26 protein-coding genes and 1 pseudogene are annotated in these 22,631 nt (G+C 39.1%); 16 read left to right on the top strand and 11 right to left on the bottom strand.

Translation table 11 applies throughout. The features are described from left to right. Nucleotides 1-200 (bottom strand): annotated as a pseudogene (locus tag MLE14_RS19195) (IS5/IS1182 family transposase); the annotation flags it as partial. Nucleotides 201-829: 629 nt separating this feature from the next. On the opposite strand from MLE14_RS19195, the gene ltrA reads away from it, so the two are divergent. Then, nucleotides 830-2,089: a group II intron reverse transcriptase/maturase gene (ltrA, locus tag MLE14_RS19190; protein ID WP_243300060.1), complete on the top strand. Its 1,260-nt coding sequence runs from the start codon at nt 830-832 to the stop codon at nt 2,087-2,089. A gap of 140 nt (nt 2,090-2,229) precedes the next feature. Here the strand turns inward: ltrA and MLE14_RS19185 are convergent, their stop codons facing one another. Both MLE14_RS19185 and MLE14_RS19180 read right to left on the bottom strand, forming a co-directional pair. Beyond that, on the bottom strand, nt 2,230-3,186 hold the full coding sequence (locus tag MLE14_RS19185; protein ID WP_243300063.1) for a M23 family metallopeptidase: 957 nt from the start codon (nt 3,184-3,186) through the stop codon (nt 2,230-2,232). 229 nt (nt 3,187-3,415) lie between these two features. After that, on the bottom strand, nt 3,416-4,108 hold the full coding sequence (locus tag MLE14_RS19180; RefSeq protein ID WP_243300059.1) for a YhcN/YlaJ family sporulation lipoprotein: 693 nt from the start codon (nt 4,106-4,108) through the stop codon (nt 3,416-3,418). Nucleotides 4,109-4,216: 108 nt separating this feature from the next. Between MLE14_RS19180 and MLE14_RS19175 the strand changes: the two genes are divergently transcribed. Continuing rightward, on the top strand, nt 4,217-4,492 hold the full coding sequence (locus tag MLE14_RS19175; RefSeq protein WP_243300062.1) for a YutD family protein: 276 nt from the start codon (nt 4,217-4,219) through the stop codon (nt 4,490-4,492). Nucleotides 4,493-4,533: 41 nt separating this feature from the next. Here the strand turns inward: MLE14_RS19175 and MLE14_RS19170 are convergent, their stop codons facing one another. Together MLE14_RS19170 and MLE14_RS19165 are read right to left on the bottom strand one after the other, a co-directional pair. Next, nucleotides 4,534-4,851, bottom strand: a complete 318-nt coding sequence (locus MLE14_RS19170) for a cytosolic protein (protein ID WP_243300058.1) — start codon at nt 4,849-4,851, stop codon at nt 4,534-4,536. 66 nt (nt 4,852-4,917) lie between these two features. Next, a complete protein-coding gene (locus tag MLE14_RS19165) occupies nt 4,918-5,184 on the bottom strand; it encodes a DUF3055 domain-containing protein (RefSeq protein ID WP_243300057.1) in 267 nt (88 codons plus the stop codon). 304 nt (nt 5,185-5,488) lie between these two features. Here MLE14_RS19165 and MLE14_RS19160 point away from each other — a divergent pair, with 304 nt between their 5' ends. Both MLE14_RS19160 and MLE14_RS19155 read left to right on the top strand, forming a co-directional pair. Beyond that, nucleotides 5,489-5,926, top strand: coding sequence for a DUF86 domain-containing protein (locus tag MLE14_RS19160; RefSeq protein ID WP_243300056.1), 438 nt, complete (start codon nt 5,489-5,491; stop codon nt 5,924-5,926). 28 nt (nt 5,927-5,954) lie between these two features. After that, nucleotides 5,955-6,722 (top strand): TIGR01457 family HAD-type hydrolase, encoded by a 768-nt coding sequence (locus MLE14_RS19155; RefSeq protein WP_243300055.1) that lies wholly within the window; start codon nt 5,955-5,957, stop codon nt 6,720-6,722. 73 nt (nt 6,723-6,795) lie between these two features. Here MLE14_RS19155 and MLE14_RS19150 read toward each other — a convergent pair whose 3' ends face one another. After that, nucleotides 6,796-7,290 carry a phosphatidylglycerophosphatase A family protein gene (locus tag MLE14_RS19150; RefSeq protein WP_243300054.1) on the bottom strand — a complete coding sequence of 165 codons (495 nt, stop codon included), beginning with the start codon at nt 7,288-7,290 and terminating at the stop codon, nt 6,796-6,798. Between the two features lie 111 nt (nt 7,291-7,401). On the opposite strand from MLE14_RS19150, the gene yutH reads away from it, so the two are divergent. Together yutH and MLE14_RS19140 are read left to right on the top strand one after the other, a co-directional pair. Further along, nucleotides 7,402-8,403 carry a spore coat putative kinase YutH gene (yutH, locus tag MLE14_RS19145; RefSeq protein WP_243300053.1) on the top strand — a complete coding sequence of 334 codons (1,002 nt, stop codon included), beginning with the start codon at nt 7,402-7,404 and terminating at the stop codon, nt 8,401-8,403. A gap of 77 nt (nt 8,404-8,480) precedes the next feature. After that, nucleotides 8,481-9,449 (top strand): 2-hydroxyacid dehydrogenase, encoded by a 969-nt coding sequence (locus MLE14_RS19140; protein WP_243300052.1) that lies wholly within the window; start codon nt 8,481-8,483, stop codon nt 9,447-9,449. Between the two features lie 88 nt (nt 9,450-9,537). Here the strand turns inward: MLE14_RS19140 and MLE14_RS19135 are convergent, their stop codons facing one another. Next, nucleotides 9,538-9,759 (bottom strand): NifU family protein, encoded by a 222-nt coding sequence (locus MLE14_RS19135; RefSeq protein ID WP_243300061.1) that lies wholly within the window; start codon nt 9,757-9,759, stop codon nt 9,538-9,540. A gap of 173 nt (nt 9,760-9,932) precedes the next feature. Here MLE14_RS19135 and MLE14_RS19130 point away from each other — a divergent pair, with 173 nt between their 5' ends. Then, complete coding sequence (locus MLE14_RS19130) at nt 9,933-10,256, top strand: YuzD family protein (RefSeq protein ID WP_243300051.1); 324 nt, start codon at nt 9,933-9,935, stop codon at nt 10,254-10,256. Here MLE14_RS19130 and MLE14_RS19125 read toward each other — a convergent pair. Both MLE14_RS19125 and MLE14_RS19120 read right to left on the bottom strand, forming a co-directional pair. Next, the gene (locus tag MLE14_RS19125) at nt 10,253-10,651 is read right to left on the bottom strand and encodes a hypothetical protein (RefSeq protein WP_243300050.1); all 399 of its coding nucleotides are present in this window, start codon (nt 10,649-10,651) and stop codon (nt 10,253-10,255) included. The genes MLE14_RS19130 and MLE14_RS19125 overlap by 4 nt on opposite strands. A gap of 359 nt (nt 10,652-11,010) precedes the next feature. Continuing rightward, the gene (locus MLE14_RS19120) at nt 11,011-12,078 is read right to left on the bottom strand and encodes an NAD(P)/FAD-dependent oxidoreductase (RefSeq protein ID WP_243300049.1); all 1,068 of its coding nucleotides are present in this window, start codon (nt 12,076-12,078) and stop codon (nt 11,011-11,013) included. A 354-nt stretch (nt 12,079-12,432) separates the two neighbouring features. On the opposite strand from MLE14_RS19120, the gene erpA reads away from it, so the two are divergent. Beyond that, nucleotides 12,433-12,795: an iron-sulfur cluster insertion protein ErpA gene (erpA, locus tag MLE14_RS19115; protein ID WP_243300048.1), complete on the top strand. Its 363-nt coding sequence runs from the start codon at nt 12,433-12,435 to the stop codon at nt 12,793-12,795. Nucleotides 12,796-12,858: 63 nt separating this feature from the next. Here erpA and MLE14_RS19110 read toward each other — a convergent pair whose 3' ends face one another. Continuing rightward, on the bottom strand, nt 12,859-13,851 hold the full coding sequence (locus tag MLE14_RS19110) for an NAD(P)/FAD-dependent oxidoreductase (RefSeq protein WP_243300047.1): 993 nt from the start codon (nt 13,849-13,851) through the stop codon (nt 12,859-12,861). Between the two features lie 414 nt (nt 13,852-14,265). Between MLE14_RS19110 and MLE14_RS19105 the strand changes: the two genes are divergently transcribed. The 6 genes from MLE14_RS19105 (at nt 14,266) to MLE14_RS19080 (ending at nt 18,674) form a co-directional block, all read left to right on the top strand. Further along, nucleotides 14,266-15,492, top strand: coding sequence for an NAD(P)/FAD-dependent oxidoreductase (locus MLE14_RS19105; RefSeq protein ID WP_243300046.1), 1,227 nt, complete (start codon nt 14,266-14,268; stop codon nt 15,490-15,492). 94 nt (nt 15,493-15,586) lie between these two features. Continuing rightward, a complete protein-coding gene (locus tag MLE14_RS19100; RefSeq protein WP_243300045.1) occupies nt 15,587-16,078 on the top strand; it encodes an NUDIX hydrolase in 492 nt (163 codons plus the stop codon). A 151-nt stretch (nt 16,079-16,229) separates the two neighbouring features. Continuing rightward, the gene (locus tag MLE14_RS19095) at nt 16,230-16,370 is read left to right on the top strand and encodes a YuiA family protein (RefSeq protein ID WP_243300044.1); all 141 of its coding nucleotides are present in this window, start codon (nt 16,230-16,232) and stop codon (nt 16,368-16,370) included. 302 nt (nt 16,371-16,672) lie between these two features. Continuing rightward, the gene (locus MLE14_RS19090; RefSeq protein WP_243300043.1) at nt 16,673-16,999 is read left to right on the top strand and encodes a YuiB family protein; all 327 of its coding nucleotides are present in this window, start codon (nt 16,673-16,675) and stop codon (nt 16,997-16,999) included. Between the two features lie 185 nt (nt 17,000-17,184). After that, entirely contained in the window at nt 17,185-17,889 is a 705-nt protein-coding gene (locus MLE14_RS19085) for a 3D domain-containing protein (RefSeq protein ID WP_243300042.1), read from the top strand. A gap of 224 nt (nt 17,890-18,113) precedes the next feature. Beyond that, the gene (locus MLE14_RS19080; RefSeq protein ID WP_243300041.1) at nt 18,114-18,674 is read left to right on the top strand and encodes a hypothetical protein; all 561 of its coding nucleotides are present in this window, start codon (nt 18,114-18,116) and stop codon (nt 18,672-18,674) included. A gap of 65 nt (nt 18,675-18,739) precedes the next feature. Here the strand turns inward: MLE14_RS19080 and MLE14_RS19075 are convergent, their stop codons facing one another. Then, nucleotides 18,740-19,195 (bottom strand): divergent PAP2 family protein, encoded by a 456-nt coding sequence (locus MLE14_RS19075; RefSeq protein ID WP_243300040.1) that lies wholly within the window; start codon nt 19,193-19,195, stop codon nt 18,740-18,742. 261 nt (nt 19,196-19,456) lie between these two features. On the opposite strand from MLE14_RS19075, the gene MLE14_RS19070 reads away from it, so the two are divergent. After that, nucleotides 19,457-20,959: a leucyl aminopeptidase gene (locus MLE14_RS19070; RefSeq protein WP_243300039.1), complete on the top strand. Its 1,503-nt coding sequence runs from the start codon at nt 19,457-19,459 to the stop codon at nt 20,957-20,959. Between the two features lie 189 nt (nt 20,960-21,148). Then, nucleotides 21,149-22,462 carry a Na+/H+ antiporter family protein gene (locus MLE14_RS19065; protein WP_243300038.1) on the top strand — a complete coding sequence of 438 codons (1,314 nt, stop codon included), beginning with the start codon at nt 21,149-21,151 and terminating at the stop codon, nt 22,460-22,462. Nucleotides 22,463-22,631: the final 169 nt, after the last annotated feature.

Genomic DNA, 22,631 nt, shown 5'->3' with positions numbered 1-22,631 from the left:
ATAAATGTCATTTTAATCAACACAACAGGATCAATACTCGGACGGCCAACCGTTGAATAGAGGTTTTCCACCAATGGATATATGAAGGAGAAATCAATAGCTGATTCAATTTTACGTACTAAATGATTTTGTGGTACTAGTTGGTCAATCGCGATCACTTCTAATTGGTCTCTTTCAATATTATTGTTTCTCGTCATCATAATCCATCACCTCTAGATATCTCATTATAAATATTGTAAATCAAAAAAGACTGTGTGAGATTCTTCTCACACAGTCCTTTTAGTGCGCCCAGCATGGGTGTAATCTCTAGGGTGAAAGTCCCGAGCCACGAAGGCAGAAGTAGTGGTTAGCCTAACGCAAGGGTGTCCACGGTGACGTGGAATCTGAAGGAAGCGAGCGGCAAACCTCCGGTCTGAGGAACACGAACTTCATATGAGGCTAGGTATTACTGGATGAGTTTGCTAAACAAAACAAAGTCCTTTCTGTCGAAGGTGATACAGAGTAAATGAAGCAGATAGGTGGAGGGAAAGATTGCACTCTTACCTGGGGAGGTCTGACTGGAAAACCAAGCACACTTGGCAACCTATTTAGCGATAAATAGTTGAACAGTCAGAAGCAGCAGAGGCCATAGTACCAAATATTCTAGAGTATTTGGGAAGGGCTGAATCAATTATGAAGAATTGGTACTTTGCGTACGCAACAGTTGATGAAGCAGAAACATGGAAACCTTCCTAATGGAGGAAGTGGTGAATCCACAGGGGACATTAGAAGGGCTGAAACTGTTACCACACAAGAAGATTTCACCGATTCACGCAGGAGTTTGATACTAATGTTGGAACGGATTCTATCCCGTCAAAATCTATTAAAAGCACTCGAAAGAGTGGAAAGAAATAAAGGAAGTCATGGGGTTGATGGAATGAGCGTACAAAACCTACGTCCTTATTTCATGGAACACTGGACAACCTTACGAGCGGAGCTCGAAGAGGGTACCTACATACCCCAACCCGTCCGTCGAGTAGAAATCCCGAAACCGAACGGAGGAGTAAGGAAACTAGGTATCCCGACGGTGATAGACCGCTTTATCCAACAAGCTATTGCACAAGTGCTAAATGAATCTTTCGATTCAACATTTTCCCACAACAGCTATGGATTTCGTCCAAATAAACGAGGTCATGACGCAGTCCTCCAAGCGAGAGAATATATCTCCCAAGGCTTTCGTTGGGTTGTAGATATTGACTTGGAGAAATTCTTTGACAAAGTTAATCATGATAGGCTTATGAGAACTTTAAGTGAAAGAGTTAAAGACCCGAGAGCCCTTCAATTGATTCGAAGATATCTCCAAGCTGGTGTAATGGAAAACGGACTTGTCAGTCCTAATACTGAGGGTACACCACAAGGTGGACCTCTTAGTCCGCTTCTTTCTAATATCGTACTCGATGAATTGGATAAGGAACTGGAAAAGAGAGGATTGCCCTTCTTACGTTACGCTGATGACTGTAACATCTATGTTCGCTCAAAGAGAGCCGGGGAACGGGTTATGGAAAATATCACCTTATTTATTGAGAAGAAACTCAAGTTAAAAGTAAACAGAGATAAAAGTGCAGTAGACCGCCCATGGAGAAGAAAATTCTTAGGATTCACTTTCTCAAGCCATGTGGAACAACCGAGAATAAGAATCTCCAAACAAAGTATCCAAAGAATGAAACAGAGAGTGCGTGAACTTACATCAAGGAAACGATCCATTAACATGACGGAAAGACTTGAAAGGTTAAATCGCTATCTAATCGGTTGGCTAGGATATTATCAACTAGCGGAAACATCGACAATCTTTAAGAAGATTGATTCTTGGATACGGAGAAGATTGAGAATGATTCGGTGGAAAGAATGGAAGAAGATTAAGACGAAGCATAAGAACCTAACAAAGTTAGGAATTGATAGTTACAAAGCGTGGGAATGGGCCAATTCTAGACTTGGATACTGGCGTATAGCTAAGAGTCCAATATTAGATAGAACCCTCGATAACCAATATTGGTCAAAACAAGGGCTCAAAAGCTTATGGCTTAGATATCAAACACTGCGTTCGACATAGTTGAAACCGCCGTATACGGAACCGTACGTACGGTGGTGTGAGAGGACGGGGGTTAGTCACCCCCTCCTACTCGATTTTTTTTGAAAAATCGAGGCGCACATCACACGCCGTCTCGGATTTGTGCAGAGCGTGACTGACTGTTATCTTTTACTTCGTGTTTGACGTTCCCACAGTCTTAGATGAGGGTATGGATCAAAGGACCACTCTGTATAGCCGTTATCTTTATACATACCGTAATGTAAGTGGGGAGGGAATTTACCTGAGGTTCCTGGAGGCCCATAACCGGAACTTCCCACTCCGCCAATAACAGTTCCAGGCTCAACAATTTGTCCCACTTTTAAATCTTTGGAAAAGCCGCTTAAGTGGGCATAGTAATGGTACGTATTATTAATGTCGCGAATACCTACGCGCCATCCTCCGTAACGGTTCCATCCCTTCATTTCTACGATTCCATAGCAGGTTGCCATAACTGGAACTCCGTAATCTGCAAAAATATCGGTTCCTTCATGAATTCTTCGTCCGCCCCAGCCTCTTGCATCTCCCCATGTATTGCGATAGCTATGCCGAGAACGAAGTGGAACTGGGAAGTGGTGTGCCGTTAAGTCTAATCGTCCAAAGTGATTGTACAATTTTGCAATTTCCACTATGATCGAAACAGTCTTATCACGTTTATAATAATTCCAAAGGCCAATTTTAAAATTATCTTCATCAGAACCATAGGATTGCAAATATTTGGCCATTGCCAGTAAAGCATCAAAATCATCTTTTCTTAAGGCCTTTCCGTCTCCATTCCCGTCTATTCCGACTCCATTAAATAATGCTATGGACATCGGATTATCGTCTTCCTGATTAGGATTTAGAGGACCTGACCATTTCATCGGCTCAAAATACACACCTGATAAACCTTCTGCTTTAGGCAAATCTCTGCGGACACCTCGGATATTCCGTTCGTATTGATCAACGGCTGCTATATAATACCAGGGTACCATTGTAACGGTTTCTACGTTTTTATAAAGTTCCATTCGTTTCGCATAGATGTCGTCAATTTTTTCGCTTGCAGATGAGGCTTCCGGGAGTAATGTAAATAGAACGATCATTACCATAAACATTTTTAAGTATTTCACTTATTGATCCTCCCTGATTTTTCTTAAATTAAAAGCAGTTAAAGTTTCATGTAATTTAACAAAGTCAATTAAATAGACGAAAATTATCGCTTTTTTATTTTGTGAGACATTTATCGATTCCATTAATTCAATAAATGGAAATAAAGGAAAATCTGCTAAATAAAAAAAGAAGAGCGGGATACTCCCACTCCTCAAAATTGAACTATCGATTGTTATTCCGATTATTATTCTTGTTTTTATCCATCATTTGATGAATATCGTCCCGATCCATATTATCGTTTACATCGCCCTCGTATTCACCGTTTTCATTTTCACCGTTACCTAATCGATTACCTTGTGGATATTTAAGCATTTTCTGAATGGTTTGATCAACAATACTTTCTACATTATCTGAGTCCGAATCTAATGGTGATATATTTTCAATCTCGCGAATCATGAGGGGATCATCGGCTACATATACGTGATAATATCTGGGTACAAACGACAGGGCTGTTTTTTTAACCTGATCAGCGGTTGCGTTCCGATCTTCTGAATTGCTACGATACGCGATTAAGACTTCTTCATCCGTTACCAAGGTTGCAGCATCTTCGACATTTGGAATTTGAACAGCTATCCGGCTAATGGTATCCGCTAATGCTTCACGGTTAATACTTAAAATATCACCATACTGAACCGTGTTATCGCCTGGGATAGGATTTCTCTGGTGGCGGACGTAGCCAAACTCTTCATTTTTCTGTGAATCATTGTCCGTTAGATTTGGGTTGTAAAGGTCTGCACTGTCAGTTACATTGATCGTGTTGCCACTTTCTTTATAGATATCTTGTCCAGCTTCGTTATCATTACATCCTGTAAGTATGAACCCACAGATTCCAATGGTAATAAAGGTTTTCTTCACATTCTCCACCTCCTTACCTTTAGAATGACCCTTTTTGTTATTTTTCTGCTTAGTAATTGATGGTTAATCCGTTATAATAAGAATAGGAGATAAGGCGAGGTGTTACTTGTGATAACTATTCAGAATATTCACTATCAAGTTATTGAAGACTATAGGGAAGGCTTTAAAGAAGAGGCTTTCCGTGAAAGATACAGTGACATACTATCCAAATATGATTATATTGTAGGGGATTGGGGTTACGGACAATTAAGGCTACGGGGATTTTTTGATGATCAAAATCCTAAAGCCACATTCGATAATAAAATCAGTACACTAAAAGAATATCTGTATGAGTACTGTAATTTTGGCTGCGCCTATTTTGTTGTCAAAAAAGTGGAAAAATAAGAGAGTAAGGATGAACCTTAAACAGGATTCATCCTTTTCCTTTATTTTGAATCTCCTCCATAAGGAGGTTCGGTTTCACGGTTCGGATCATCATTTGGCTGGTGAGCGGGTTCGATTTGCCGAGGCTTATCTTCATGAAGGGTTTTGTTCTCAAAGTTAAAGGGAGTATAGAATCTTTGTCCCTTTTCCCATTCTGTTTCTTTATTATCAACAGGTTCATGTTTATTCCGTGCAGATCCGAAAGGTCCTTCGGGAAATTCTTCAGAAGTTAAAAAATCCCTCATTTTTTCGACATTAGAAAAGTCGGTATATTCCTCTTTTTCCCTGGTAGGGTGCTTATATTGATTAAAATCAGCCATGTTATCACCTCAAGATCTTCTATACCTTTAGTTTTACTTGAAGTGGCTGAAACATCCTTAACAAATTTAAACAATCTCTAATAAAAAGGAAGTTAATTCGGCTGCTTCCGCTGGACTTAATTGAAACGCATACTCCAAATAGCCTTCTTCATTCAGATCATCAGGTCCGATAATAGCAAATCGGTTGCTCTGAATATCAAGGACAATTGCTTTTCCAAAATAACGGTCTGTATGGATGATACTTAAATCATATCGCTGGTGCTCCCCCAAAAAACTGACAAACCGTATTGAAGAAGATACGGTATCATCATATAGAAAAAAACGTTCTGTCATATGGAAACCTCCTAATAATTATGCTTGGCTATTTTCTCATAATTTCAGCTAATAACGTGCTGCTCGGATACACTTTACTTTCAGCAGGCCATCATCGAGCCTCCGCGAACCCCCATTGACGTTCCGTTCTGTAGGGGTGTGTCTATTAGATAATCGCCTATTATTTTTATTAATATTTTCTAAATATTTCTTTCAATTCCTTTAAAAAAATACATTCGTTTTTCAGATCATTCTATTTCTGACATTGGAATTGATTAATATGGTACAATATAACATGATCTTTTAAAAAGAAAGGAAGGTCACCATGTATTTTGTTGACCGTCAAAAAATAGAAGAAACCTTGCAATATTATGATCGGCAATTAAATTTATTTTCGGTCATATCCACATGGGAAACTAGTTTAGAACGCGCCGCTCTAGAAAGAATTGCACACACATTAATCGAATCAGTATTAGATGTCGGGAATTCGATAATAGACGGATTTATTATGCGTGATCCTGGAAGTTATGAGGACATTATAGATATATTGTTAGATGAAAAAGTGGTGAGTCAGGAGTTAGGAAATTCTTTAAAAGCATTAATTGAATTCCGGAAAAAATTGGTGCAGGACTACCTTCATGTCGATCATGAGGCAATCAAACAGTGCTTAATAAAGCATAAAGAGGAGTTTGTTCAATTTTCACCTGCAATAAGAGAGTATTTAACCAATGAACTTGGGCCAGTATCAGCATTTAAACCTTAATTTTTTTTACCAGAAGGGATGTTAACACATGAAAAGGTATAAAGGGTATCTAATTGATTTAGATGGTACCATGTATCGCGGAACCGAAAAAATTGAGGAAGCATCCGCTTTCATCAATTTATTAGCGACACATAACATTCCCTATTTATTTGTAACCAATAATTCAACAAAAACTCAAGATGAAGTGGCTCACGTTTTAAAGGGCTTTGATATCCTTGCCGAACCTAGTCAAGTTTTTACTTCCAGTATGGCTGCTGCCCGATTTATAACGGCTGAAATAAAACAGCCTAAAGTTTTTGTGATTGGTGAAAGAGGTCTGGAAATCCCATTGCAGCAAGCAGGCTGTATTTTAACTGAAGAAGAACCGGATGCGGTAGTAATGGGACTAGACCGTGAAATTACATATGAAAAATTAGCGAAGGGGAGTCTTGCGGTACGAAATGGAGCAGCATTTATCGTAACGAATAGCGATACGGCTTTTCCGACAGAGCGGGGATTTGTTCCAGGGAATGGAGCCCTGTCCTCGGTCATAACTGTATCGACAGGAGTTACGCCTACTTTCATCGGAAAGCCGGAACCTATTATGGTTGAACAAGCACTTGATCTATTAGGTGTTTCTAAAGAGGATGTGCTTTTGGTAGGGGACAATTATCATACCGATATTCAAGCCGGGATACGTGCAGGAGTAGATACACTTTTGGTGCATACAGGAGTAACTACCGCGGAAGACCTTAAACAATATGAGATTCAGCCGACATACAGTGTTCAATCTTTGAAAGATTGGACAGTTTTTTAAACCGAAAAAAGTGCCTTCATGACGAGGCACTTTTTTGTATTTAATTTCAGTTTATATGATAATGTAAACAAACTTACTCTTCTCCGACTGTGGAATGAGCCAATCTGCTGGATGCAGCAGCCGCAATTGCCCCTACAATATCATCCAGGAATGTATGACATTTTCCGCTTGATTTGTCATTTAGCTGTTTTAAGATGCCAGGTTTAAGCTTATCGATATATCCGTAGTTCGTAAACCCAATCGATCCATACACATTGACGATGGAAAAAGCTAAAATTTCATCGACTCCATATAATCCTTCATCGACTTCTATCATCGTTTGAAGTGGATCTTCCAGTATTTTCCTTTCGGCAAGTCGATCTAATTGAATTCCTGTCAGAATGGCGTTTTGTACTTCTCGTTTAGATAATACCTTTTCCACATTCGCCATACACGTTTCGATTTTTAAGTCTTTATGGTATTTCTCCTGCAGAACCATTACAAGTTCAGCTATATCTTTTATGGTGACACCTCGATCTTGAAGCCATTCTCTTGCAGTTTGTTCTGTTATTTTTAAATAGTTGCTCATTCGTATTTCTCCTTTGACATTGGAATGACGCTGTCTGACTTATCATTGAAACACTTCTTAAAACATATATATGGTATGAAAAGCTGTCCTTTTACAGATAGGAGGATCCAAATGGATTACCAAAGCTTGCTCAGCCAGTTTGGTATAGAACCTGATCAGAGGATAAACATAGGCCGTTATGATGCAGTATATTCCAAAGGTATAGTCTATATTATGGTTCCCATCGAAGATCGGGAACAAAATGAATTAATTGAACTTCATAAATTATCAAACCATCTTTATGCATATGGTGACCAAACGATTGCCCGTTTTAAACAAAATAAAAATCAATCCTATATTGGGCGAATTCAGGATCAATCATTTGTTGTTTTATATAATGAGCATTTACGGTCAATCAATACATCTCAAATAGGAAGGAGTTTGGCAGAATTTCATTATCGCGGGAAGTTATTTAACGAGAAAGTTCAGGTAATCAGCCGAATTGGACAATGGAAAGAACTATGGGAAAAACGGCTAGATCAAATGGATCAAGTGTGGCAAAAAAAACTATTTGCTGAACCGGAAGAAGAATTTGACCGTTTATTTATTGAGTCGTTTCCTTACTTTATGGGTTTGGCAGAAAATGCAATCCAATACTTAGTGGATACGGAGCTAGATGACAATCCCAATGCAGCCGATGCGGGGACGGTATGTTATCAGCGGTTTTCAAGATATCTGTGGGAAGGAGACGTATGTATCAAAAATCCATTTGATTGGGTGTTTGATCATGCGGGAAGAGATATTGCCGAGTGGGTTAGAGAGCATGTTCAATATCATTATAGGACCTATGAAAATGGGATTCGTGCTTTTTTTCGGGAATATCAGAGCTTGATTCCACTCTCATCCTTTTCATGGAGACTTATTTTTGCGAGGCTCACTTTTCCTCTTCACTATTTCGAAATAGTAGAGGATTATTACCTATCTCATTCGGAGCATAATAAAAAACTATCAGAAGATCGATTAAATACCCTCATTTCCCGAACAAGTGATTATGAGGAATTTATCGGCCGTTTCTATGAGCTCGCTGGGGCACCTGTCCGTTCATTTAATTTGCCGGGATTAGGCTGGGTTTAGGGCGATTTCCCTTCAATATGTTAATATGAAGACAAGAGATTTATTCGTACATTAGGCAGGGGAAGGAGCCATCAAAGTTGAATCGTCAAAAAATTGTTATTACAAGGAAAATTCCAGAATCGTATGTGAATGATTTAAAGAAGCAATTTGAGGTTGTGATGTGGTCATCCGAGGATCAGCCAGTTACAAGAGAATATTTATTAAACGAAGTGAAAGATGCCTCTGCGATTTTATCAATGCTAACTGATACTATAGATCGAGAGCTTTTAAGTCAGGGATCAGAGTTAAAAGTTGTTGCTAATATGGCAGTAGGCTATGACAATATTGATGTACAGGCGGCAAGAGACCTCGGAATCACAGTTTGTAATACACCTGATATTCTGTCAGATACTACTGCCGATTTAGCTTTTGCACTTATGATGGCCACAGCCAGAAGAATTGTAGAAGCAGCAGAAATGGTAAAGCAGGGAAAGTGGCTGAGCTGGAGCCCGTATTTTCTGGCAGGCTATGAGATCCACCATAAAACGATAGGAATTGTGGGCATGGGTAAAATCGGAGAAGCGATTGCCAAACGAGCCACTGGATTTGACATGAACATTCTATATTATAATCGTTCCCGAAAACCCGACGCGGAACAGCGACTTGGCGCTGTCTACGCTGATTTAGATACTTTGCTACAAGAGAGTGATTTTATTGTCTGTATGATTCCGCTTACTGCTCAAACGAAAGGGCTTTTTGGCGAAAAAGAATTCAAGAAAATGAAGAGAACAGCTATTTTTATTAATGCAGCACGCGGCGCAGTAGTTGACGAATCGGCGTTAATAGCTGCATTAGAAGCGGGGGAAATAGCGGGAGCCGGTTTAGATGTATTTGAGAAGGAACCGATTGATGCCAATCATCCTTTGCTGCAATTTCCAAATGTTGTTGCCCTTCCGCATATCGGCAGTGCTACCCATGAAACGAGATCTGCTATGATTGCATTGTGCTGTGAGAACATTACAAGGGTGCTCAGGGGAGAGCGTCCGAAAACCGAAGTGAAGAGCTGAGTTTAAAAGTATACCAGGAAAAGGCGATATTAAAGTAAAAAGAAAAAGCGATTTTGTCCCGTTCAGTCTGGCAAAATCGCTTTTAACATTAAAATACTTGTTCTACTTCTACAATTCCAGGTACTTCTTCTAATAAAGCTCGTTCAATACCCGCTTTCAAAGTGATGGTTGAACTTGGGCAGCTTCCGCATGCACCTAATAGTCGAAGTTTTACAATACCTTCGTCTACGTCTACTAGCTCACAGTCACCACCGTCACGAAGAAGGAATGGACGCAATTTATCTAATACTTCTTGTACTTGTTCTTTCATTTGTACATCAGTCACGGCGATCTCTCCTTTCCTTACTCATATTATATAAGGAAAGCACGAAAAAATCTATTATTTAACCGTATTATTGCGAAAACCCTTTTTCCAATAATGGTTTAAAAAACAATTTTTTTCTTGTAAAATAAAAGAAGTGACTGTTAGGAGAGGATGCTACCATGAAGCCATTATCTATATATGTTTACGGTGCTGAACAAATTTGTGCAAGCTGTGTGAATCTGCCATCATCCAAAGAAACTTACGAATGGCTGCAAGCAGCTATCGAACGTAAGTATCCGGATCAGCCTTTTAATATTGAATACATTGACATTTTTAATCCCCCATCCGATGAAGCCAAACAAGAATTTGCCAAGCGGGTTATAGAGGAAGATTTATTTTATCCGCTCGTTCTAATAGAAGACAAAATTGTAGGCGAAGGAAATCCAAAGCTTAAAACTATTTTTTCTGAACTGGAAGCACACGGTTATACACCAGTTTCTTAATAAACTTGTAAAGACACTAGGGTTCGTTTATGAACTCTAGTGTCTTTTTGATTGATACAAAGTTCTTCTTTAATATCGCAAGGAAGAAAGGTGAGGACCGGCACATAAATGATGAGGACCGGCACATAAACGATGAGAAACGGCACATAAATGATGAGGACCGGCACATAAACGATGAGAAACGGCACATAAATGATGAGGACAGGCACATAAACGATGAGAAACGGCACATAAACGAGAGGACCGGCACATAAACAGTGAGGAAGGCACATAAACGGAAGGACCAGTACATAAACGATGAGGAGCGGCACATAAACGGTTAGGATCGGCACATAAACGGTAGGAGCGGCACATAAACGGTAAGGACCGGCACATAAACGGTAGGAGCGGCACATAAACGATGAGGACCGGCACATAAACGGTAAGGAGCGGCACATAAACGATGAGGAGCGGCACATAAACAGAGAGAAACGGCACATAAACGAAGAGGACCGGCACATAAACAGTGAGGAAGTCACATAAACGGAAGGACCAGTACATAAACGATGAGGAATGGCACATAAACGGAAGGACCGGCACATAAACAGAGAGAAACGGCACATAAACGGTAAGGACCGGCACATAAACGAAGAGAAAGGGCACATAAACGGTGAGAACCGGCACATAAACAAAGATGACCAGCACATAAACGATGCGCGCGGCCACCTAAAAGCAAAAACAGGATTAAACATTCCGTTTAACCCTGTCATGCTAATTATCCATTATGATATTTGTACATCCAAAGAACTCCCGATTTTAATAATCGGGCTACTCTTCCTGTGATGGCATGATCGGCCACAAGACCAAAGCCATGCTTTTTGCCTAGGGATCCAAGGATACCCTTTAACTTAATGCGAGGTAGAGTTTCCGGAAGAGGTTCCCCTTTCCAGCGCTTTAATAGTACTTGAACAATTTGTTCTGCTTGCCCCTCGGCCAATTGAGCACTCGGTGCATGAGGCAGGCTTGCACAATCTCCCAGCACATAGACATGCTCATTACCCGGAATGTTATGATGAGGCGTAAGAATAACACGGCCTTGCGGATCTTTTTCAACATCCATTTGCTGAACAACCTGATTGGGTTGTATTCCTGCTGTCCATACAATCGCGTCACATCTTACAGGCTCGCCGTGGTTATATAATATGTTGGACTCTACTTTTGTAATATTAGCTTTGTTAATAATTTCAACACCGTGTGTCTCAAACCAATTTTGAACATATAAACTTAACCGCTTCGGAAATGTTGAGAGGATGATATCTCCTCTGTCAAACAATTGAATACGAAGATCTGGACGGCTTTCTCTTAACTCACTGGCTAATTCTACACCGCTTAGACCCGCTCCAACAATTCCAACAATTGAATTAGCAGATAAATTATTTAATGCTTCATATGTTTTTCGAGCACTTTCAATGGACTGAATGCTAAACGTATATTGATCAGCGCCAGGTACGTTGTGATACTTGTCTACGCATCCCAGACCAATAATGAGATCATCGTAATGAATGGGATCCTGATGGAGGAGTTCTACTTTGTTTTCTTCAAGATTAATGTTTTTTACTTCACCATAACGGAGATCAAGTCGCGGATGCTCCGGAAATGGAACACGAATGTGATGATCAGAGATGGTGCCAGCAGCGAGAGCATAGTACTCTGTCTTGAGGCAATGATAAGGGTTTCGGTCAATTAACGTAATATGGACATCTTCGGGCAGCTGGTTAGGCAGCAGGCGCTGAATCACTCTCATGCCCCCGTAACCGCCACCTAGTATAACGAGTTGCTTCATTGTAATTTCCCCTTTTGAGCTCACCTAGAAGTACGGCGTTTTACTTTTTATTATTATAATTAAATATACATTATGTTATCGGTTACCATAGTAAAGTATAACGAATATCCTAAGAAACGACAATAAGGAATCCATAATTCTTCCCATTAGAGTAACAGATGGGCATATTTTATTCATTAGCATCTACTCTTTAGCTCCATATTCAAACAAAATATTCCAATGAAGGTTTATTTTCCATGCAAATCAAGATAGTTGTCGTTTGTCTGCAAAAGACGATATACTTATTAAAAAGACTCATAAAACTATTCAAAATGCGATTTATGGCATACTATTTATAAAGGGAGGGTTATTAAAATGGATACTGTTGTAACGATTACTGAGTCTGCTGCCTATCAGATCAAAGATATGATGAAAGAGCACGGAGAGGAAAATACTTTTCTTCGCGTAGCTGTTAAAGGCGGGGGCTGCAGCGGTCTTTCTTATGGAATGGGACTAGATTCAGAAGTCCACGAAGATGACGTCCAGTTCGAACAGAATGGAATCCAAGTTGTTGTTGACAAAGAAAGCGTAGGAATCTTAAAAGGAACTACGATTGATTATAAAGAATCCTTAATGGGCGGCGGTTTTACAATTGATAACCCGAATGCCATTGCTTCCTGCGGATGCGGCTCCTCTTTTAGAACGGCTAAAAATGCGGGAACACCTGAAAACTGCTAAAAGAATATTCTCAAATAAAAAAGGCTGTTACTCTTTGAGCAAACAGCCTTTTCTTTATGTTGATCAGTCATTAAATAGCGATGTACTGTGCAGCGGTTGGACTCTTGATTTTGGATCGATAAAGGACTTAGCATTATTGACTGCTGTAGGTCCTTCTCCAAAACCTGTCGCAATTAGCTTAACTTTTCCTTCATACGTACAAATATCTCCGGCTGCATAAATACCAGGAATATTGGTTTCCATTTTAGAGTTTACGACAATGGAATTCTTTTGAATTTCTAAGCCCCAGTCTTTAATCGGTCCAAGTGACGAAACGAAGCCAAAATTGACGATAACGGAATCCACTTCTAATACTTTTTTCTCTTCTCCGTTCGCCCCTTCTAAAACGACTTGCTTCACTTCATCGTTGTCTCCAATCAGTTCGACAGGAACATATGGAGTCATAATTTCAACTGAGCTATTTTTCAAATTCTCCACGCTATGTTCGTGGGCTCTAAATTTATCCCTTCTGTGAACAATTGTTACTTTTTCAGCAATAGGTTCGAGCATTAGCGACCAGTCAACGGCAGAATCGCCGCCTCCAAACACTACGACTCTTTTTCCTGCAAAGGATTGAAGATTATCAATAAAATAGTGAAGATTTTTTCCTTCATATTGAGAGGCGTTTTCCAATTCCAATCTGCGAGGCTGGAAAGCACCTACACCTGCAGTAATAATTACGCTCTTGGAATAGTGCTCTTCACGATCTGTAATCAGTTTAAAGGTGCCATCCTCTAGTTTCTCAATCTTTTCAACAGTTTGTTCCAGACTGGTTTTGACATCAAAACGAGAGAGCTGTTCCTTTAAGTTATTCACAAGCTCTTGGGCACGAATTTTTGGAAAGCCAGCCACATCATATATGTATTTTTCAGGATATAACGTAGCCAATTGACCGCCTAATTGCGGTAAGCTTTCAATAATGTTTACGGATGCCTGTCTCATTCCGCCATAAAATGCTGTAAACAAGCCTGTCGGTCCACCGCCAATAACGGTTATATCATAAACTGTACGTTCCATTGTATATCCCCCTAACATCATTCATTCCGCAAATGTACTTTTATATCATATCATAGATTGGGATATTATTAATACCTCCATGCACAAATGCGCAATCCTTTTTCTTAATATTCTAAATTAAGGATGAAAGCTTGAAAAGACTGCGAAAAAATCATATGATGGTAACGGAGATATTGTTAAGATTTTATGACAATTATTGATAAATTTTTTACAATTGGTCAAACGGTATATTTTGCACATATTTAGTGATTGTTGTAAGGCATGAGTTGTGGGGTTAAACAAGGTGTTTCAAGGGTTCATTTTGATTCCTGTCATTTTTTTGCACTCATAAGTGAAATTCATCACAAACGATTATTTAGAAATGGAAACATGAAATGGGCCTTTTAAAGAAAAAATATATCAAAAAAGGTGGAAGTGATACTGTTGAAAAAGCCTAATATTGTGATTCTAGGGGCCGGGTACGGTGGACTGATGGTAGCCACTCGTCTTCAAAAGCAACTAGGAGTCAATGAAGCAGAGATTTTTTTAGTAAACAAAAATGATTACCATTATGAAACAACCTGGCTGCATGAAGCATCTGCTGGAACTCTACACCACGATAAAGTCCGTTATGACATTTCAAGCGTTATCGACAAAAATAAAGTAACTTTTATACAAGATACAGTGCAAAAGATCAATACAGCGGAGAAAAAAGTTGTTCTTGAGGGCCAAGAATTATCATACGACTACCTGGTTGTTGCTTTAGGCGCTGAGCCAGAAACATTTGGAATTAAAGGTCTGCATGAACATGCCTTTATGATTTCCAATGTGAACTCAGCCAGACAGCTTAGAGAACATATTGAATATCAATTTGCTACTTACAACAATGAAGAAGAAAAAGACGATACTCGTCTTAAAATCGTAGTAGGCGGAGCTGGTTTTACCGGAATTGAGTTTTTAGGTGAATTGGCAAATCGTGTTCCTGAACTTTGCAGAGAATATGATATCGACTACCATAAAGTAAAAATTATTTGTGTAGAGGCTGCCCCAACGGCTTTACCTGGATTTGATCCAGAGCTTGTTGACTATGCGGTTTCTCATCTTGAAAGAAAAGGTGTAGAATTTAAAATCGGAACAGCGATTAAAGAATGTACACCTGATGGCTTTATCGTTGCAAAAGGTGAAAATGACGTTGAAGAAATCAAAGCGAAAACAGTTGTATGGGCTGCTGGAGTCAGAGGAAACTCTGTTGTTGAAGAGTCAGGCTTTGAAGCAATGAGAGGCAGAGTAAAAGTTGAAAAAACACTTTTAGCTCCTGGACATGATGATGTATTTATTATTGGTGATTGTTCACTTATGATTAACGAAGAAATCAACCGTCCATATCCTCCAACTGCTCAAATTTCCATGCAGCAAGGGGAACTCTGTGCTAAAAATATTGTGACTCTTGTTCGCGGAAAAGGAAATTTAGAAGAGTTTACCTTTGATAATAAGGGGACTGTTTGTTCACTTGGTCACGATGATGGAGTGGGTGTTGTATTCGGCAAAAAAATCACAGGTACTAAAGCAGCTTTCATGAAAAAGGTCGTTGATAACCGTGCTTTATTTATGATTGGCGGTCCTGGTCTTGTACTGAAAAAAGGTAAATTAAATTTCTTTTAATAGTTAATAATCAAGGGTCTGCAATGGATGCAGCCCTTTTTTTATTCGCAAACGCTGGTAAAATGATAGTAAGCTTTGTCAAGGGGGAGTAATTATGAGTGACAGTCGTTCAAAGCGGGGGAAGGTTTGGCTGGGCGTATCCGGTGTAGTGGTGGATGACGAAGGCAGATTTCTTGTTGTTAAAAAAACTTATAGCGGTCTAAAAGGTGTATGGTCTTTTCCTGCAGGATTTGTTAAAGAATCAGAAACAGCGGACCAGGCAGCAGTTCGTGAAGTATTAGAAGAAACAGGAATTAAGGCTGAAGTGATGGGATGCCTAGGAGTCAGAACCGGCGTTATTGAAAATAGAATTAGTGATAATATGATTATTTTTGGCTTAAAGCCTGTTGATGGTACCATTCAAGTGCAAGAAAAAGAAATTATGACAGCCCGTTTTATGCACCCTGAGGAGATTATGAATGACCCCGATGCTTCATTATTAGTGAAGTATTTTTCGCAAAATAGGGGAGAGACTATTTTAAGAGGGAAATATGAAGAAAATCCGGGGGAACACTTCGGATATACTGCATATCACTTATTTTTGTAATCTTCCGAAAAATTAAGAAATAATAAGCAAAATAAAGCAAAGGGTTATTGAATGCGTTTACATAGCGAAATGTGCCTGTTTCTAACGCTTTTCCAATAAAAAAAATCCTGATATATTAATCATCACAAAACCTTAAAAAGGGGTGTACTTCATGGCGGTCAACAACCAGACAGGAAAAGATTGTGAATACTGTTCAGGAAAAGGATACTTTCAATTATTGCTTGGCGGTTCAGAAACCTGCCCTTGCTGCAGCGGTACAGGCAAGGAGAAAGAGCCTTCGTTAGTGAAATAATGTATATCGTCGATTACCAATCATTCCGTAGTTACGGAATTTTTTTTTGCACTTCATGAAAGCATAAAATGTTAGCAATGAAGTTATTAACACGTAATATAAATTTTTTTGAATAAAGTAAGACGGGCAGGAGACATAAGTCAACGGACGTGGCGTTTCGAGCGTCATAAGTGCAACTAGGCATAGTCTAAAGTGTTGGCCAATTTTTCTTTACCGTAATTGTTCAATTTTATTTCATTGACTGTCATGGCTTCTTTCATTACACTAAAACTTGTTAAAGTGAAAGAGGTGTTGGTCTGCATATGGAACAAATGAGTATTCCGGCAGTCATTATTTCAATAGTATTATTTTTTGTTCTTTTTTTCGGAATTGGTTTTTTGTTAAATATGATTTTGAGAATGTCATGGATTATGGCGATTATTTTCCCTATTATTGCCTTTATGATCATTGATGATATTCGTTTTGTAGACTATTTTTTATCCCCAGGTAAAAGCTTTGCGAATTTGTGGGATAACATTATTTCTCTACATCTAGTTGATATCATTATTTTATTGAGTGGATTTGCCGGTGCGATCACAGCAGGAATTGTCATTATAGCTTTAAGAAAAAGAGGATATCGGATGTTTTAAAAAATGGTGGATCCACCGTTTTTTTTTGCGGTTTAAAGTTTCTTCAAGAAATGAGTCTGTATTTTGAAGGTTTAAGGCTCGTTAAATTTAGACGGAATATTCTAATTTTTAAATAAATTTCACTCTTCTTGTATATTTTCCTTCCAAATCGGAAAGGAATATGTCAGGGAGGAGTGAAAATCTAGATGGTAAACTATAAAAAATTATGGATGGCTGTGTTAGTAGTTTTAGCTATATGGACGACTTTTCAATTTGTCTCAGGTGCAAAGGCAAGTGCATATGTGTCCCCTTGGGTGTATCAGTTTAATGATGAACATTCAAGCACAGAAAGAATTTATGAAAGTCATAGATATCGAGCATCAGGACTTCTCTTTAAGTCTTTAAAGAAATCTGAAAGCTCCGAGCTAAAGATTTCATCGGCAAAGCCAGTGGTTTCTGAACCTCCTAGTTTAGAGGAAGCAATCGATTGGTCGCAATATCCGAAGAGAACAGTTGTTGCAACTGGCTATACAGCAGGTGTAGAATCTACCGGTAAAAGTCCTGGTCATCCTTCTTATGGTATTACATATTCGGGCGTAAAGGTAAAACGTGATTTATACTCAACTGTAGCCGCTGATTTAAGGGTTTTCCCAATTGGGACCATATTGTTTATACCTGGCTATGGCTATGGTGTTGTAGCAGATAAAGGTTCTGCAATCAAAGGGGACCGATTAGACTTGTTTTATGAGACAGTAGAGGACGTCTATGAACAATGGGGTAAAAAAACGGTTGATGTGTACGTGGTTGAAATGGGTGACGGAACTCTTACCGAACAAGAGCTCCAGGCATTGAATGAAAATGAAGCGATGCAAGTGTTCCGATATCAATATACGAAAGCAAATAGAAATTAAAAGTAAGAGAAATAAAAATTGCTCACTGATTAACAGTGGGCAATTTTTTTAAGCAAAAAACGTAGGGTTTTTATGGGTGAGTTCGTTAAATAGATAAATGAATAATAAAAATTTTTAAAAATGAAAACAAATGAAGAAATTTATCGTATACTTAGAGAGCATTCCATTTGATACCCAGTTTAAGCAATAATAGGTTTTTACTTTAATCTATAAAGAGGTATGGTATGAAGGAAATTTATATTTTATTTACAGACCCTGAAACATGGATCGCAAAATCTATCCGTCTCTTCACAAAAGCAAAATATAATCATGTATCGATTGTTTTATCGAATGATTTTAGAGAAATGTATAGCTTTGGCAGAAAGAAAATCAATAACCCGCTGTCTGGAGGCTTTGTTCAGGAGCATCCCAAACAGGGGATATTCGCCAAAAAGTCAGAAATTCGCTGTCTTCTATGTTCACTATCTGTGACAGATGCTCAATGGGAGATTATTAATCAATATTTAATTGAGATGAAGGAGAACTCGGATAAATTTAAGTATAATTATTTCGGGATTCTTGGTATCGTTCTTAATATATCAATTGAACACGGTCAACGCTATTTCTGTTCCCAGTTTATTGCCTTTATTTTAGAACAGGCAGGCGTTTATCAATTTGGGAAACCGCATGCTCTGATTGCCCCGCATGAAATTCAAAGTCTACCCATTCTTAATCCCATTTTCGAAGGCAATTTGCATGAGTATTATGAAATTCTTGATAAACCTATGGTCCTATCAGGTTATTAATGCTCAGTCTATATCTTCATCGAAGAAAAAAGCGCTGCACGTTTGTGTAGCGCTTTTCAGCGATATTAAACAAAGATATGAAGAAAAAGAGTTAACATAATTCCGGTTAAACCGCCAAAGAATACCTCAATTGGTTTATGGCCTAAAACCTCCTTTAATTCCTTTAACGGCTTATGCTGTTTTGGCTCCAAGACCATTCTTTGAAAATCCTTCATAAGCTGATTTATAGCAATAGCCTGTTCACCCGTTTGTCTCCGGACCCCTGAAGAATCGTACATTACAATGATCGCAAGCACCGCAGAGACTGCAAAAAGGGTAGAGCCCATCCCTTCCTCAAGGGCAACTCCGGTTGTCAAAGCTGTCACGGCTGCAGAGTGACTGCTTGGCATCCCGCCTGTACTATTAAATAGGGACCAGTCCCATTTCCTTGTAGTGAAAAAAGCAATTGGAATTTTAACAAATTGGGCAAAAATAATAGCGCAAATCGCAGCAATTAAAGGGAAGTTTTGAAATAATGCCATGCTGGGTCCACCTTTGCGAAAAGTAACTTAAGGTATTTGAAAATAATAGGTAAATAATTGATTGAAACTGTACTGTTTTTGTATGAGGGAGAGGAAGTTGTTATACATAATCTTTATGTTGAGTAGACTTTATTGAGATATAGTATACCATAAAATCTAGTTTGGATTATTTTTGGGCCGGATATTTATTTCAATTTGTCGATATTTAGGCAGTCGAAATATTGGAGAATCACCGTTATAATAGGGGATGGAGGTGTAGAGATGTTTTTAGTACATAATCAATTTAATTGGGAAGAGCCTTTTGACGCACTGGTTATCGGCATATGGGATCAGCCAGTTCGATGGAACGGCTTGCTTGGTGAAGTTAATGACAGAATGAATCATCAGCTTGAATCGATCTTTAAAGCAGGTGAGATTTCAAAAAAGGAAAAATCAATCGGTTCTATTTTTACACTTGGCAGCTATGGAGCGAGAAAAATTATTACCGTAGGGCTAGGGAAAAAAGGGGAAGCGTCGATTGAAAGTGTCAGGGAATCCCTTGGCAAAGCCTTTAAACATTTAAACGGGAAAGCAGAAACAATTTGTGTAGATCTATCAAGTTTTCTCAATGATTCGCTTCAAGCCGAAGAAATAGCTTTTGCTCTTGGTGAATCATTGGCCTTATCGACGTATTCCTATAGCGGATATAAACAAAAGCCGAACGAACCAGTTAAAGCGATTGAACAAGTGACAGTTGTTACTGCAGAGGATAGAGAGGAATTTACTTCAGTTCTTGAGACTGGTTATATTTACGGGAGAGCGACCAATTCAGCTCGGACACTTGTAAATACACCGGGAAATATGATGACAGCAGCTGATATGGCAGAATATGCGAAAAATTTGGCTGATACATACGGATTTGAAGTCGAAATACTAGAAAAAGAAGACATGGAAAAGCTCGGAATGGGTGCGCTTCTTGCAGTCAACCAAGGCTCAACGGAACCGCCTAAATTAATTGTATTGAAATACCAGGGCAGACCTGAATGGAAGGATGTTATCGGTTTAGTCGGAAAAGGGGTCACCTTTGATACAGGAGGGTATTCTCTTAAAACGAAAGATGGAATTGTGGGCATGAAGACGGATATGGCTGGAGCAGCAGCTGTATTAGGAGCAATGGAAATCATAGGTGAAACACGGTCAGAACAAAATGTTGTAGCTGTTATTCCAGCAACAGATAATATGATAAGCGGCAATAGTTTTAAACCGGATGATGTAATTACTTCTTTAAATGGAAAAACCATTGAGGTTTCCAATACAGACGCAGAAGGCCGTTTAGTCCTAGCTGACGCCATCACCTATGCCAAGCATCATGGAGCTGAATATCTCGTTGATGTGGCCACATTAACTGGAGGAGTAATCGTAGCATTGGGCACCCATACAACTGGAGCAATGACGAATCATGAAGCATGGTTTGAACAAGTGCTGGAGGCGTCTTATAATGCAGGAGAACCAATCTGGAGACTTCCTATTACTGATAAAGATATAAAACGAATTCGCGGCAGTAAAGTAGCAGATCTCATTAATTCTCCAGGTGGCCGAGAAGGTCATGCGATTATGGGTGGTACCTTCATATTGGAATTTGCCGAGGACACCCCTTGGGTTCACCTAGACATAGCCGGAACTGCGACAAGCAAAGGTTCTTATGAGCTTGGCCCATCGGGAGCAACCGGCGTAATGGTGCGTACTTTAGCGACTTTGGTGGAAGGTTTTACTCCAATTAAATAATGTATCTATAGATTCCTGTTGGCTCCCGCAGTATTGCGGGAGCCTTTTTTTGCTCTAGGAAAACAATTCCTTTGACATAACAAAGTATTCTGTGATAACCTCGTACAGTGTTTTAGTTCTCTACCAATTTATCAGACTAAAGTACAAACTAAACAAAAAAACACTTAAACATACAGGGAGTTTTTTGAGATGAATGCAGTTGTTATTTCAGTTATTGTCATGCTCTTATTGAGTTTATTGCGGATACATGTCGTGGTTGCCCTTGCCGTCGGTGCTTTAGTTGGAGGGCTATTAGGAGGGTTATCGTTAAATGAAACAGTACAAGTGTTTACTGATGGACTTGGAGACAGTGCAAGTGTTGCGTTAAGCTATGCTTTACTGGGTGCTTTTGCATTTGTAATTGGCAAAACGGGTTTACCTGATCTTCTGATTCAATCAGTTATTAAGCTTTCGTCTAAAAAAGATGAGGCCCAAAGCAGGAAAAAATTAAAAGCCTTAGTGATAATTCTTGTTTTAATTATGGCGTGTTTTTCTCAAAATGTGATACCGGTTCATATCGCGTTTATCCCGATTTTAATTCCGCCACTGCTCAAGCTTTTTAATGAATTGCAGATTGATCGCAGGCTGATTGCAAATGTTCTTACATTTGGCTTGATTGCTCCTTATGTACTGCTTCCGGTTGGTTTCGGACAAATCTATCAGGGGATAATCGTCGAAAATATGGCGCTGAGCGGATTAACGGTCAATCCATCGGATGTGCCAATAGCGATGATGATTCCGGTAATTGGACTAGCAGCAGGACTTATTATCTCTGTATTTGTTTCTTATCGGAAACCTAAAATTTATCAAAATGTTCAAGAGTTTTTACAAGCGGAGGCCAAGGTAAATAAACAGGACATTGTTTTTGCGATTTTGTCTGTCCTGATTGCATTAGCTATTCAACTTTACTTGGATTCCATGATATTTGGGGCGTTGGCAGGGATTGCCACTTTATATCTTTCACGGACTGTTAAAGGAAAACAAGGGGATGAATGGCTTACTCAGGGAATGAAGATGATGGCGTTTATCGGCTTTGTGATGCTTTCTGCATATGGATTTGCCAATGTTATGAGAGCTACTGGTGATGTAGAGACCTTAGTTGATCATGCAGCTGTATATATTGGCAATCAGCAATGGTTGGGGGCTTTAATCATGTTATTGGTAGGCTTGCTTGTAACATTAGGGATCGGATCTTCATTTTCTACAGTGCCTATTATCGCTACCATCTTTGTTCCATTATGTGTCGAGCTTGGATTCAGTCCGATGGCTACGATTGCTCTGATTGGAACAGCTGGTGCATTAGGAGATGCAGGATCTCCGGTTTCCGATAGTACGCTTGGTCCTACAGCTGGACTAAATGCGGATGGCCAGCATAATCACATCTGGGATACAGTGGTTCCTACCTTTTTACATTATAATCTTCCACTAATCGTGTTTGGCTGGATTGCTGCCATGATTTTATAGGATTGGTCAGATAACAAAGCAGCTCTAATTATATGAGCTGCTTTCAGATTGAAGACAAAAGGCATTTGGGAATGTTTTTATTCCCAAATGCCTTTATGATTTTAAGAATTTTTCTCAGAATCCATCTTAGAAATGAGTGTGATTTGTCTATTATTCTTATTCTTTATGC

The organism is Bacillus litorisediminis (assembly GCF_022808645.1).
In the GTDB taxonomy this organism is placed as follows: domain Bacteria; phylum Bacillota; class Bacilli; order Bacillales; family JC228; genus Bacillus_BF; species Bacillus_BF litorisediminis.
The sequence above is the reverse complement of the archived record's forward strand: the minus strand, read 5'-3'. Positions and strand labels throughout refer to the sequence as shown.